Source organism: Tessaracoccus luoxuelianae (assembly GCF_054483915.1).
In genome coordinates, this window is sequence record NZ_CM137013.1 from 1,541,916 (window position 1) to 1,554,888 (window position 12,973).

Below are 12,973 nucleotides of genomic sequence, written 5' to 3' on the forward strand. Positions count from 1 at the left end.
CTCGATCACGTTGAAGGGCCCCGGGGAATCCCCGGGGCCCTTCAACGTGTCGGCGTCGGATCAGGCGAGGGCGGCCGAGGCGGCCTTGGCCTTCGTGAAGCGCTCGGCGACGTCGGCCCAGTTGACCACGTTCCACCAGGCGTTGACGTAATCGCCCTTGACGTTCTTGTACTGCAGGTAGAAGGCGTGCTCCCACATGTCGAGCTGCAGCAGCGGGATCTGGCCGGCCGGCAGGTTGCCCTGCTGATCGAACAGCTGGTTGATGTTCATCCGCTGGCCCAGGGTGTCCCACACGAGCATCGACCAGCCGGAGCCCTGGATGCCGTTGGCCACGGCGTTGAAATGCTTCTGGAAGCCTTCGAAGCCGCCGAAGTACTCGTCGATCGCCGAGGCGAGCTCGCCGTCGGGGCGGTCCCCGCCGTCGGGGGACATGTTCTTCCAGAACACGGAGTGGTTGATGTGCCCGCCGAGGTGGAAGGCGGCGTCCTTGCTCAGCTTGTTGACGGCGCCCAGGTCGCCCTTCTCGCGCGCGGCGGCGAGCTGCTCGAGCGCGTCGTTGATGCCCTTGACGTAGGCGGCATGGTGCTTGCTGTGGTGCAGCTCCATGATCTCGGGGGCGATGTGGGGCGCAAGCGCGCTGTAGTCGTAGTCGAGGTCGGGGAGGGTGTAGGTCATGCTCACTCCTTGTGGAAAGACTCGCGCCCGGGGGCGCGCTGACTCTCCCATCCTAGGGGCGAAAAATAGTTCGTGCTTCAACTATGGCGCTTCGAGACGTCAGTCTAGGCAGAACCCGCTGTCCTTCGAGTCGCGGATCACCGCGTCGCCACCCTCAGGGGCGCGATCACTCGGGCGACGGGCCCGGGGACACCTCGAGGATCCGGAAGCCCTTGGCGGAGGCGACCCGCTCGGTGGGATAGCCCTGCTCGATGAGCCAGCGCTGGAGCGAGTCACCGCCAAGGTTCTTGTTCACCACGAGGCGCGCCACGCCGCCCGGCTCAAGGCGGGGGAGCCAGGTGAGCAGGAGCTGGTGCAGGGCCACCTTGCCGATCCGGATGGGCGGGTTTGACCAGATCTCGCGGTAGCGGACCTCCGCCGCGACGCCGTCGGGGGCCGTGGCCCGCACCCGCTCCGCGACCCCGGCAGCAGCGGCGTTGAGACCGGTGAGCTCGACGGCGAGGGCGTTGACGTCGACGGCGTCGACGGTGACCGCGGGGGAGGCCGCAGCCAGAGCCACCGCGATGGGTCCGAAGCCGCACCCCAGGTCCAGCAGGTGACCCTCCTCAGGCGGCAGCGATTCCCTCAGCAGGATCGCCGTGCCTGGGTCCAGGCGGGCCCCGGAGAACACGCCGCCGGCGGTGGTGAAGCTCAGCTCCATGCCCCAGATGTGCGCGGTGATCTGCCGGGTCGAGACCGGACCCTCCGGCGTGTGGAAGTAGTGGCTCACAGATCCTCCAGGGTGCGCGTAGCGCGGGCCTCGAGGGCGCGGGCCGCGAGGCGGTCGTCGGCGGGGTAGCCCACCTCTTCGAGGGTGAGCCCACGGGCGGGCATCACGAGCACCTCGCCGTGCCTGGCAGGGGTGGCGGCGACCCGCTCCAGCCAGGCGAGGTCGCGGCGGCCGGCGGCCACCGCAGTGACGGCGCCCACCAGTGAGCGGACCATGGAGTGGCAGAACGCGTCGGCCAGAAGATGGATCTCGATCAGGCCGTCGCTGCGCCGGGTGGCGCTGAACTCCCGCAGCTCGCGGATGGTGGTGGCACCGTCGCGGGGCTTGCAGAACGGCGCGAACTCCCTCAAACCGATGAGGGTCGCGGCCGCGGCGTTGAAGCGGTCGAAGTCGACGGTGTGTCGCAGCGACACCACGTGGCTCCGCACCAACGGGTCCGGCGGGGAGTCGGCGCTCAGGACCCGGTAGCAGTACCGCCGCCAGATGGCGGAATAGCGGGCGTGGAATCCCGCCGGGGCGGGGGAGACGGCCTTGACGACCACGTCGGCGGGGAGGGCGCGGCGGAGGCGGCGGTAGAGGTAGGCCGCGCCGTCCGGCTGGTGCGCGGCGGGTGCACCCTCAGGGAGGACGAGATCGAGGTGGCAGACCTGACCGCGGGCGTGGACGCCCGCGTCGGTGCGCCCGGCGGCCACCAGCCTGGGCCTCACCGGCAGACTCAGCAACTGCCCGATCCGCTCCTCCACCACCTCCTGCACGGTACGCAACCCTGGCTGGGTGGCCCAGCCGTGGAACGCGGTGCCGTCGTAGGCCAGATCAAGCCTGAGCCGCATCGATCCTCCGATACGTGAGGTCGTAGACGCGGCGGCCCGCGGCGAGCCCTTTGGCCTCGTACTTGGTCACGGGCCGCTCCGCGAGACGCGGCGCCCAACCGTCGTGCTCGTTGACCAGGCCCGGCGCGGCATCGAGGTGATCCCTCATCCAGAGCGCGTAGTCCTCCCAGTCGGTGGCCAGCCGCCACAGTCCCCCGGGGGCGAGCTTGGCCGTCACCACATCCGCGAAGTCCGGCCCCACCAGCCGCCGCTTGTGGTGGCGCTTCTTGTGCCAGGGATCAGCGAAGAACGTCCACAGCTCGCTGACCGTGCCGTCGCCAAAGAGCCTGTCCAGGCCCTGCGCGCCATCGGCGATGACGATGCGGACGTTGAGCACCCCGGCACGGGCCAGCCGCCCCACCGTGGAGGCGATGGCAGGCTCGAAGACCTCGAATGCCACCACGTCCGACTCCGGCCGCCCGGCGGCCATCGGCGCCAACGAGTCTCCCGTGCCGGAGCCGATCTCCACGATCAGCGGCGCCTCGCGCCCGAACTCCGCAGCCCAGTCCACGGTGGCATCGTCGGCGATTGAGGTGGACATGGGCCCCCGGGGCAGGTCCACCACGTAGGTGTCGCGGTGGCGCTCCCAGGACCTCGCCTGGGACTCGTTCATGCGCGCGCTGCGTCGGACGAAGCTCACAACGTCGCGGTGCAGTCTGGGGGGCAGCGGATCCACCGGACCAGCCTAGTGGGGATCGCCGTCGGCCTCACCGGGGGCCCTACCCCGCAGGGCCGGCCCGGAGCCCGCTGCGCAGCGCATACGCTTGTGCATGTCGGCCGCGCCACAAGGAGAGACATGCGCACACTGCTCAACATCATCTGGGTCGTCTTCGGCGGGTTCTGGCTCGCCCTCGGCTACTTCGTCGCCGGCGTGATCGCCTGCATCTTCATCATCACCATCCCGGCCGGCGTCGCGTCGTTCCGGATGGCGAACTACGTCCTCTGGCCCTTCGGGCGGAGCGTGATCAGGCGGCCGGAAGCCGGGGCCGGATCCGCGATCATGAACGTGATCTGGTTCCTCATCGCCGGCTGGTGGCTGGCCCTGGCGCACGTCGCCGCGGCGTTGGCGCAGACCCTCACGATCATCGGCATCGCGAACGCCTACGTCAGCCTCAAGATGATCCCCGTGACCTGCTTCCCCTTCGGCAAGCAGATCGTGGACAACGGCTCCATCTTCTGAGCCACCCTTCAGAGGCGCGGACGGTTCCACTGACCGGGTCGCGCCAGCGCGTCCGTAGCCACCCGGATCCCCGAGGCGTCGAGCGACGCCACGGCCACCAGCAGGCTGAGCGTCGGGTAGCCGTGAGGCCGGTTGTCGCGGATGATCGCCCTGTCGTCGGCGGCCTCGAGCCGGGCGGACTCCTCCAGCACCCGTAGCCAAGCCTCCCACCAGCGGCCGTCGCCCCGGTCGTCGGTGGCGGTGGTCGCGAAGCGGCCCAACCACTGCGCGATCCTCGGGGTGGTGGGATCATCGACGTCCTCGTGGGCCACCATGTGCGTGCCGGGCGCCAGGTCCGTGACACTGGGGCGCCCGCCCTCCCACGACGTGACGCGCGCGCCCTCGGCGTGGGCCTCCACCAGGTTGAAGCCCAGGGTGGTCAGCGGCTCGGGCAGCGGCCGCCCCGCCACCGCGTCCAACACCAGCGATCCCCTCGAGGTGGGCACCGGCACGTCCGCGCCGCCTGCGCGATTGAGCAGCACGGCGAGCCGCGACCCGTCGGCGGCGAGCCAGGCCCCGCCGGCAAGCTCGTCCCGGACCCCGCGTACCGACGGCCGATCCGGCCACCAGGCGCCCCACGGCAGCCAGGGACGCTCCGGGTCCTCGTCTCGGACCGCCAGCACCCGGACCGGACCCTCACCCGGCTCCGGCACCCGGATCACCACAGTGCACATGCCGCGACAGTACCGGGCCCCGGTCTCCGTACCGGCGCAACGCGGATGCCTCTGGAAGAATCGTCGGCATGGTCATCGTCGTGGGAGTCACGGGCGGCATCGCCGCCTACAAGGCCGTCCAGCTCGTCCGCCTGTTCGTACTCGACGGGCACGAGGTGCACGTCGTCCCCACCGAGGATGCTCTGCGGTTCGTCGGGCTTCCCACGTGGGAAGCGATCTCCCGCAACCGGGTCACCACCTCCGTCCACGACGACGTGCCCGAGGTGCGGCACGTGGCGCTCGGCCAGCGGGCCGACCTGGTGGTGGTCGCGCCGGCCACCGCCAACACGATCGCGTCGATGGCGGCCGGCCTCGCCTCCGACCTGCTCGGCACCACCCTGCTCGCCACCCGCGCACCGGTGCTCATCGCGCCGGCGATGCACACCGAGATGTGGCAGCACCCGGCGACGGTGGCGAACATGGCCACGCTCAGGTCCAGGGGCGTGCACGTGATCGGGCCGGCAGACGGACCGCTCACCGGCGGCGACTCCGGGCCGGGCCGGATGAGCGAACCCGACGAGATCCACGCGGCGGCGCGGCGGATCAGCGCCCACCGGCAGGATCTCGCGGGGCTCACCGTCGCGGTGTCGGCCGGAGGGACCCGCGAGCCCATCGATCCCGTCCGCTACCTCGGCAACCGGTCCAGCGGTCGGCAGGGGGTGGCGCTGGCGGTGGCGGCGTCCGAGCGCGGCGCGAGGGTCTACCTCGCGGCCTGCAACATCGACGCCGACGTGCTGCGCCCCGCCCAGCGGCCCGGGATCGAGACGCGCACCGCCGGGTCAGCCTCCGAGCTGTCGGCCGTGATGGGAGAGCTGACGCGGACGGCCGACGTCGTCATCATGGCGGCCGCCGTCGCGGACTACCGGGTGGCGGAAACCTCCGAAGGGAAGCTCACCAAGGAGGCGGGGGCCCCGCCGGTGCTGACGCTGGTGGAGAACGAGGACATCGTCGCCGGCCTGGCCGCCCGGCGCCGCCCCGGGCAGCTGATCGTCGCCTTCGCGGCGGAGACCTCCACCGGCGACGAACTGCTGCGCCGCGCCGTCGCCAAGCGTCGCGGCAAGGGCGTCGACCTGCTGGCCGTCAACGAGGTGGGCTGGCACAAGGGCTTCGAGGCGGCGGACAACAGGGTGCTGATCCTGGGCGCCGACGATGCGGTGATCGCCGAGTCGGCAGGCACCAAACGTGAGGTCGCCGACGCGCTCCTCGACGCCGTCGTGGGGCATCCCGGACGCGGCGCGGCCGCGCGCCCCTGACGGGAACACGCGGCCGCGACTCTGCCTGGAACTACTGCTTCGGCCAGAGCTCCTCGGGCATCAACTCGTAGCCGTGGAACTCGCGGGTGAAGCTGCCGGTGCCCTGCGCGACGCCGCGCAGGTCGATCGGGTAGGTCACGAGCTCGCTCTGCGGAACCAGTGCCTCGATGGTGGCGTGGCCCTGGCCGTCGAGGTCGCTGCCCTGCACCTGCGCCCTGCGGCCGGCGAGGTCCGTGAGCACCGAGCCCATGAACGAGTCGCCGGTGGTGACGCGCACCCGGTCGATGGGCTCCAGCAGGCCCACCTTCCCGGGGCCGGCGGCGTCCCGGAGCGCGAGTTGGCCGGCCACCTGGAACGCCATGTCCGAGGAGTCCACCGAGTGGGACTTGCCGTCGTAGAGGGTCACCCGCACGTCCACCATCGGCATCCCGAAGGTGGTGCCGTGCGCAAGCTGCTGCTCGAGGCCCTTCTGGACGGAGCCGATGTAGGCACGCGGCACCGAGCCGCCCACCACCTTGTCCACGAACTCGAAACCGCCGCCACGGGGGAGGGGTTCCACCTCGACGTCGCAGACCGCGAACTGACCATGCCCGCCGGACTGCTTGACGTGGCGGCCCTTGCCCTTCGACGGCGCCACGAACGTCTCCCGCAACGCCACCCGCACCGGCTCCTCCTTGAAGCCCACCTGGTAGCGGTCCCTGAGCCGCGCCAAGAGCAGCTCCTTGTGGGCCTGGCCCATCACCCACAGCAGCTGCTGCTCGGTGCCCGCGTTGCGCTCCAGATGCACCGTGGGGTCCTCCAGCGCGAGACGGTGGAGGGCGGATGCGAGCTTGTCCTCATCGCCGCGGCTGGCCGCGTGGATGGCGACAGGCAGCTGAGGCGAGGGTAGAGACCAGGGCGGAAGCAGCGCGGGGCGGGCGGGATCCGACAGCGTGTCCCCGGTCTCGGCCTTCGAGAGCCGGGTCACCGCGACAATCTCGCCCGCGACAGCCACCGGCTTGGCGACGATCTCGCCGCCGAGGGTGACGCTCATCGGGCCGATCCGCTCGTCGTCGTCGTGGTCCGGATGCATCGGGTCGGCCTCCGCGCCGAAGAGCTCGCGGTGCCCCGAGACGTGGACGACGTCGTCGACCCTCAGCGACCCGCTGAAGATCCGCACCAGGCTGGTGCGGCCGGCGAAGTTGTCCGACGTGGTGCGGATGACCTGCGCGACGAGCGGGCCGTCAGGCTCGCACGACGCAGGCGGCAGCGTGGCGCCGTTGGGTGTGGTGATCGGTGGGATGTGGTGCGACGCCGGGGCCGGGAAGCCGCGTTCGATCCAGCGCATCAGCTCCTCGGTGCCCTTGTCCGAGGTGGTGTGGGCAGGCAGCACCGGGAAGAACCGTCCCGACTCCACCGCCGCCAGCAGCGCGGTGTGCACCTCTTCGGCGGCCAGCTCCTCGCCCTCGAGGTAGCGCTCCATGAGGTCCTCGTCCTGCACCTCGGTGATGATGGCCTCCAGCAGGGGGGCGCGGCGCTCGTCGATGAGCGCCAACTCCTCCTCCGTGGCATCCCGCGACACCCGGACTCCCGACGAGTAGTCGTGCGCGCGCTTGTTCAGCAGAGAGAGGTTGCCCACGTTCTCCCCGTCGACCTCGAGCGGGATGAGGGCAGGGATGATGTTGTCGCCGAACGTGTCCTGCACGACCGAGACCATCAGCTCGAAGTCCGCGCGCCCCTGGTCCAGCTTGGTGATGGCGAGGATGCGGGGCATCTGGACGTCCTGGCATTCGTGCCACAGCGCGACGGTGCCGGCGTCGATGTCCTCGCCGGCGGCGACGACGAAGATCGCCGCGTCGGCAGCCCGAAGGCCCGCCCGCAGCTCGCCGACATACTCCGCATGCCCGGGGGCGTCGAGGAGGTTGATCTGCACATTGTTTGACGGGATCGAGGCCAGCGTCAGCGATGCCCCCCGCTCGGGGGTGTCTTTCTCGCCGCGGTAGCCCTCGATGCGGGCGCGCAGAAGATGTTCGAACAGTGTTGTCTTGCCCGAGCCGCTGGCTCCCACGAGGACGACGTTGCGGACGTCGATGGGGGTCGAGACGGCGATCTGGGGACTCGTCTTTGAGGCCATGGCCTAACGTTAGACCCCTCGTGAGGGCGCAATGAGGCAACCCCCGCAAATCGGTGGGGGAGCGCCTCCCGGGCGGGCACCGTCGAGGTGGCGCACCGATTTGCCCCGCTGGCCTCCGGCCACGTAAGCTTGGCAGCTGTTGCGCGCCGAGAGGCCTGTGCGACTTACTGGGGTCGGCTGCGGCTCCGCGAGTCGACGCCGCCAGTGCGATCCGCAGTTTGTTTGGAAACGAATGGAAGTTGGTCTCGTGTCTACGTACACCCCAAAGCCGGGCGAAATCGCCCGGAACTGGCATGTGATTGATGCCGAGGACGTCATCCTCGGGCGTCTCGCCGTGGCCGCTGCCACCCTGTTGCGCGGCAAGCACAAGGCCACCTTCGCCCCGCACGTCGACGGCGGAGACTTCGTCGTCGTCGTCAACGCCTCGAAGATCGCTGTCTCCGGCAACAAGCGCACGGATTCGATGCGCTACTCGCACTCCGGCCGACCGGGCGGCCTCAAGGCCGTCTCTATCGGAGAGATGCTGAACAAGGATCCCCGTAAGGCGGTTGAGCTCGCTGTGTGGGGCATGCTGCCCAAGAACAAGCTGAGCCGTCAGCTGATCGGGAAGCTCAAGGTCTACGCCGGCCCGGAGCACCCGCACGCCGCGCAACAGCCGCAGGCCTACCAGATCACCCAGATCGCCCAGTGAGCGAGAGCGAGACGCATCCCATGACCCAGACTGCTGACATCGAAGAGACCGTCGCGGACGAGATCACCCCGTTCGTCGACGATCAGAACCGCGAGATCGCCTACCGCTCGGACGCCAACCCGGCTGCCGCCGCCGGCTCCGACGTGCGTCCCGCCGTCGTCGCCCCCATGGGCGCCACCGGCCGCCGCAAGGAGGCGGTCGCCCGCGTCCGCATCGCTCCCGGCTCCGGCTCCTGGACCATCAACGGCCGCACCCTTGAGGACTACTTCCCCAACAAGGTGCACCAGCAGCTCGTCAGCGACCCGTTCGTGGTGGCCGGCGTGTCCGGCTCCTATGACGTGATCGCCCGCATCCACGGCGGCGGCATCACCGGTCAGGCCGGCGCCCTCCGCCTGGGCATCGCCCGCGCGCTGAACGCGGTGGACACCGAGGCTTCGCGTCCCGCCCTCAAGAAGGCCGGGATGCTGACGCGTGACTCCCGCATCATCGAGCGCAAGAAGGCCGGTCTCAAGAAGGCCCGCAAGGCCCCGCAGTACAGCAAGCGCTGATTCCAGCCGCTCCTCGAACGCCCATCCCCGCGCAGGGGGTGGGCGTTCGTCGCATTCGACGAGGAATTCGCCCGGCTGCGTCAGGCGGCGGTAGTCTCGCCTGCGTGGCACGACTCTTTGGTACCGACGGCGTCCGTGGCGTCGCGAACAGCGAACTGACCGCCGAGCTGGCGCTCGACCTTTCGGTCGCGGCGGCGCACATCCTGGGGGAGGCCGGCGCCTTCGCCGGGCATCGGCCCGTGGCCCTCGTCGGCCGAGACCCGCGAGCCAGCGGCGAGTTCCTCGAGGCGGCAGTCATCGCCGGGTTGGCCTCGGCGGGCGTGGACGTGCTGCGGCTCGGGGTGCTGCCCACGCCGGGCGTCGCCTTCCTGGTCAACAGCCTGCACGCTGATCTGGGCGTGATGATCTCCGCCTCGCACAATCCCATGCCGGACAACGGCATCAAGTTCTTCTCCAAGGGCGGCGTCAAGCTCGACGACTACCTGGAGGACGCCATCGAGACCCGGATGGGTGAAGGCTGGGAGCGTCCCATCGGGGACGCCGTCGGCCGCATCCGCAGCGATCTGGGCGCCGTCGAGGCCTACGTCGCTCACCTGGTGGGTTCGTTGGGCGAGGACGCCTCCCTGGAGGGCCTCACCGTGGTGATCGACTGCGCCAACGGCGCCGCCTCGGCCACCGCCCCGGAGGCGTTCGCGGCCCAGGGTGCGCGGGTGATCGCCATCCACGCCGATCCTGACGGGCTCAACATCAACCGCGACTGTGGCTCCACCCACCTCGGCGACCTGATCGCGCGCGTCAAGGCCGAGGGCGCGGATCTGGGCATCGCCCTCGACGGGGACGCGGACCGCTGCCTCGCCGTCGACCATGCCGGCAACGTGGTGGACGGCGACCACATCCTGGCCATCCTCGCCATCGCCATGAAGGAGGAGCACCGTCTGCACTCCGACACCGTCGTCGCAACCGTGATGAGCAACCTGGGGCTGATCAACGCGATGCGGGAGCACGGCATCCGCGTGGATCAGACGAAGGTGGGGGACCGCTACGTTCTGGAGTCCATGAACGCCAACGGTTTCGCCCTCGGCGGCGAGCAGTCCGGCCACGTCATCATCAACGAGTTCGCCAACACCGGAGACGGCACCCTCACAGGCCTGCACCTGGCGGCCCGCATGATCTCCACCGGCAGGTCCCTGAAGGAGCTCGCCTCCGTCATGACGGTGCTCCCGCAGGTGATCATCAACGTCCGCGGTGTGGACAAGCTGCGCGCCGGCATCGACACAGGGGTTCAGCAGGCGGTGGCGGCCGCGTCCCGGGAGCTGGGCGACGCGGGACGGGTGCTGCTTCGCCCCTCCGGCACGGAGCCGGTGGTGCGCGTGATGGTGGAGGCGCCCACGGACGAGGCGGCGCGCCGGATCGCCGACACCCTCGCTGAGAAGGTCAAGTCGCGTCTAGCGCTCTGAGTCTCCGGGCCAGGCCCGGCGGGTAGTCTGGGGCGCACCCCAAACTGGATAAAGGACGCCCCGATGCTCGCTGACCCCGCCGCCCAACGCTCGCTGCTCACGTTGGCCGACCTCGATTCGGAGGTGGCCAGGATTCAGCACGCGGCCCGGTCCCTTCCTCAGCACAAGGCCATCGCGGACCTCATCGCCGCCCGCCAGCGCGTCACCGACGAGCTGATCTTCTCCACCACCGAGGCCGACGACCTTCAGGTCGCCGTCAGCAAGGCTGAGGCGGACCTCGAGCCGGTGCGGGCCAGGCTGGCGCGGGACGAGAAGCGCATCGTCGACGGCTCCGTCACCGACGGCAAGATCCTGCGCTCGCTCCAGGACGAGGTCGCCCACCTCCAGCGCCGCATCTCGGATCTGGAGGACTCGGAGCTGGAGGTGATGGGCCGGCTGGAGGAGGCCGTCGCACACCGGGAGAAGATCGCGGCCCGCAAGATCGAGATCGAGGCCCGGCTGCACGAAGAGGTGGCCGTGCGCGACGAGGCGGTTGCCAAGCTGAGCCAAGAGGCGAAGGACCTGAGCGTGGCCCGCGCGCCCATCGCCGCCCGCATCCCGGTCGCCGTTCTGGCGCTCTACGAGAAGATGCGGGCCTCGTCCGGGCTGGGGGCGGCCCTCCTGAAGGCCGGGCGCTGTGGCGGCTGCCAGCTGCAGCTGACCGTCTCGGACCTGGATCTCTACCGTCGGGCGCCCGCGGAGCAGGTGGTGCGCTGCGTGGAGTGTGACCGCATCCTGGTGCGCACGGCGGAGTCCGGCCTCTGATGCCGTCGACGCATCTGGACATCCGCAATATCCCGGCTGAGGTCCACCACGGCCTCCTGGATCTCCAGCGACGGCTCGAGCTGCCCACGTCCTTCCCGGCGGAGGTGCTGGCCGAGGCCGAGCTGGCGGCGCAGCTGCCGCCCAGTGGGCATGTGGACCGCACCGACATCGAGTTCGTCACCATCGACCCGGAGTCCTCCACGGACCTGGATCAGGCGCTGCAGATCGAGCGCGACGGCGACGGTTACCTGGTGCGCTACGCCATCTCCGACGTGGCCCACTTCGTGCGGCCCGGCACCGCCCTGGAGGAGGAGACCCATCGCCGGGGCCAGACGTTCTACGCCCCCAGCGCGCGCGTCCCGCTCCACCCCTCCGTGTTGGCGGAGGGTGCGGCCTCCCTCCTGGCCGACGGCGTGCCACGCCCCGCGATGCTGTGGGAGCACCGGCTCGACTCCGCGGGGGAGCTCCGCGGGGTCTCCCTGACCAGGGCCCTGGTGCTGAGCCGCGCGAAGCTCAACTACGACGGCGTCCAGCGCGACCTCGATCGCGACGAGTCGCATCCCAGCATCGCGCTCCTGCCGGAGGTGGGGGAGTTGCGTCGCCAGCTGGAGATCCAGCGGGGAGGCGTCTCGCTCAATCTGCCGGAGCAGGAGATCCTCGAGCACGACGGGACCTGGCAGCTGGAGTTCCGGAGCCTGGTGCCGGTCGAGGACCACAACGCGCAGATCTCCCTGCTCACCGGCTTCGCTGCCGCCCGCACCATGCTTGACGGCGGGGTGGGCATCCTGCGTACGCTGCCGCCCGCCGAACAGTGGTCGCTGGAGAAGCTCCGCCGAGCGGCCGCCACGCTGGGCGTCGCCTGGCCGAAGTCCATGGGCTACCCCGAGTTCGTGCGGTCGCTGTCCCCGGACAATCCACGCGAGCTGGCCGTGCTCACCAAATGCACCATGCTGTTCCGCGGCGCCGGCTACCTGGCCTTCGACGGCGCGGTCCCCGACGCACACCTGGAGCACTCCGCCCTCGCCGCGCCCTACGCGCACACCACGGCCCCGCTGCGCCGCCTCGTCGACCGCTACGTCCTTGAGGTGTGCCACGCGCTGCTCAACGGTGTGGAGGTTCCGCAGTGGGCCCGTGACGGCCTCGATGCGCTGCCGGCCGAGATGGCCGACTCCGGGCGGGCAGCCCGGGCCTACGAGAACGGGGTGCTCGACCTGGCCGAGGCGCTCGTCCTGCGCGGCGCCCTGGGCCGCGTGCTGACCGGCGTGGTCACTGACGTGCACCCCAAGACCGGAGTCGGCACCCTGCAGGTGCCTGACCCCGCCGTCGAGCTGCGCGTCAAGGCGTCGCAGAAGGAGGTGGGCTCGGAGATCCGCGTCCGCGTCGACAAGGTGGATGTGCGGTCGGGCAAGGTGACACTGTCGCGGCCGAACTGACCGCATCCATCCAGCGGGTACGATGGTCTGCGGACGAGTCGGCCAGATGATCGCGGCCACTTCGGTGGCTGAGGAAAGTCCGGACTCCTCAGAGCAGGGTGGTGGGTAACGCCCACCCGGGGTGACCCGCGGGACAGTGCCACAGAAAACAGACCGCCTGGCAACAGGTAAGGGTGAAACGGTGGTGTAAGAGACCACCAGCGTGCCGGGTGACCGGTGCGGCTAGGTAAACCCCACCCGGAGCAAGACCAAGAAGGTCGGCCTTTGGCCGGCCGCGGACGCCACTTGAGCGCTGCTCGCGCGAGGCGTCCGGGTAGGTTGCAGGAGCCCGGCGGCAACGTCGGGCCTCAGATAGATGATCATCTGGGAAACAGAATCCGGCTTACCGGCCGGCTCGTCCACCATGAACACCCCTCACAGGCTTGTGGG

General features: G+C 70.3%; 13 protein-coding genes and 1 other RNA gene. 8 read left to right on the top strand and 6 right to left on the bottom strand.

What is annotated here, in order from left to right; translation table 11 throughout:
* Window positions 1-60: 60 nt before the first annotated feature.
* From ACX1D1_RS06835 to trmB, 4 genes are all read right to left on the bottom strand, one after another.
* Entirely contained in the window at window positions 61-675 is a 615-nt protein-coding gene (locus ACX1D1_RS06835; RefSeq protein WP_182782414.1) for a superoxide dismutase, read from the bottom strand.
* A 166-nt stretch (window positions 676-841) separates the two neighbouring features.
* Window positions 842-1,444, bottom strand: a complete 603-nt coding sequence (locus ACX1D1_RS06840) for a class I SAM-dependent methyltransferase (protein ID WP_370585712.1) — start codon at window positions 1,442-1,444, stop codon at window positions 842-844.
* On the bottom strand, window positions 1,441-2,274 hold the full coding sequence (locus tag ACX1D1_RS06845; protein WP_459056403.1) for a tRNA pseudouridine synthase A: 834 nt from the start codon (window positions 2,272-2,274) through the stop codon (window positions 1,441-1,443). The genes ACX1D1_RS06840 and ACX1D1_RS06845 overlap by 4 nt, the downstream gene beginning before the upstream one ends.
* Window positions 2,258-2,989, bottom strand: a complete 732-nt coding sequence (gene trmB / locus ACX1D1_RS06850; protein WP_459056404.1) for a tRNA (guanosine(46)-N7)-methyltransferase TrmB — start codon at window positions 2,987-2,989, stop codon at window positions 2,258-2,260. The genes ACX1D1_RS06845 and trmB overlap by 17 nt, the downstream gene beginning before the upstream one ends.
* Before the next feature lie 120 nt (window positions 2,990-3,109).
* Here trmB and ACX1D1_RS06855 point away from each other — a divergent pair, with 120 nt between their 5' ends.
* Complete coding sequence (locus tag ACX1D1_RS06855; protein WP_182782416.1) at window positions 3,110-3,493, top strand: YccF domain-containing protein; 384 nt, start codon at window positions 3,110-3,112, stop codon at window positions 3,491-3,493.
* A gap of 8 nt (window positions 3,494-3,501) precedes the next feature.
* Here ACX1D1_RS06855 and ACX1D1_RS06860 read toward each other — a convergent pair whose 3' ends face one another.
* The gene (locus tag ACX1D1_RS06860; protein WP_182782417.1) at window positions 3,502-4,206 is read right to left on the bottom strand and encodes an NRDE family protein; all 705 of its coding nucleotides are present in this window, start codon (window positions 4,204-4,206) and stop codon (window positions 3,502-3,504) included.
* A gap of 68 nt (window positions 4,207-4,274) precedes the next feature.
* On the opposite strand from ACX1D1_RS06860, the gene coaBC reads away from it, so the two are divergent.
* On the top strand, window positions 4,275-5,498 hold the full coding sequence (gene coaBC / locus ACX1D1_RS06865; RefSeq protein ID WP_459056406.1) for a bifunctional phosphopantothenoylcysteine decarboxylase/phosphopantothenate--cysteine ligase CoaBC: 1,224 nt from the start codon (window positions 4,275-4,277) through the stop codon (window positions 5,496-5,498).
* Window positions 5,499-5,529: 31 nt separating this feature from the next.
* Here the strand turns inward: coaBC and ACX1D1_RS06870 are convergent, their stop codons facing one another.
* Window positions 5,530-7,611, bottom strand: coding sequence for an elongation factor G-like protein EF-G2 (locus tag ACX1D1_RS06870; RefSeq protein ID WP_182800117.1), 2,082 nt, complete (start codon window positions 7,609-7,611; stop codon window positions 5,530-5,532).
* Window positions 7,612-7,858: 247 nt separating this feature from the next.
* Here ACX1D1_RS06870 and rplM point away from each other — a divergent pair, with 247 nt between their 5' ends.
* From rplM to rnpB, 6 genes are all read left to right on the top strand, one after another.
* A complete protein-coding gene (rplM, locus tag ACX1D1_RS06875; protein WP_182782420.1) occupies window positions 7,859-8,302 on the top strand; it encodes a 50S ribosomal protein L13 in 444 nt (147 codons plus the stop codon).
* Between the two features lie 20 nt (window positions 8,303-8,322).
* Complete coding sequence (gene rpsI, locus ACX1D1_RS06880) at window positions 8,323-8,850, top strand: 30S ribosomal protein S9 (protein ID WP_182782421.1); 528 nt, start codon at window positions 8,323-8,325, stop codon at window positions 8,848-8,850.
* A 104-nt stretch (window positions 8,851-8,954) separates the two neighbouring features.
* Window positions 8,955-10,307, top strand: a complete 1,353-nt coding sequence (gene glmM, locus ACX1D1_RS06885; RefSeq protein WP_182782422.1) for a phosphoglucosamine mutase — start codon at window positions 8,955-8,957, stop codon at window positions 10,305-10,307.
* Window positions 10,308-10,370: 63 nt separating this feature from the next.
* The gene (locus ACX1D1_RS06890; protein ID WP_182782423.1) at window positions 10,371-11,111 is read left to right on the top strand and encodes a zinc ribbon domain-containing protein; all 741 of its coding nucleotides are present in this window, start codon (window positions 10,371-10,373) and stop codon (window positions 11,109-11,111) included.
* Window positions 11,111-12,544 carry an RNB domain-containing ribonuclease gene (locus ACX1D1_RS06895; protein WP_459056408.1) on the top strand — a complete coding sequence of 478 codons (1,434 nt, stop codon included), beginning with the start codon at window positions 11,111-11,113 and terminating at the stop codon, window positions 12,542-12,544. Before ACX1D1_RS06890 ends, ACX1D1_RS06895 begins: the two co-directional genes overlap by 1 nt.
* Window positions 12,545-12,578: 34 nt before the next feature.
* Window positions 12,579-12,945: RNase P RNA component class A (rnpB, locus tag ACX1D1_RS06900), an RNA gene on the top strand.
* The last annotated feature ends 28 nt before the right edge of the window (window positions 12,946-12,973 follow it).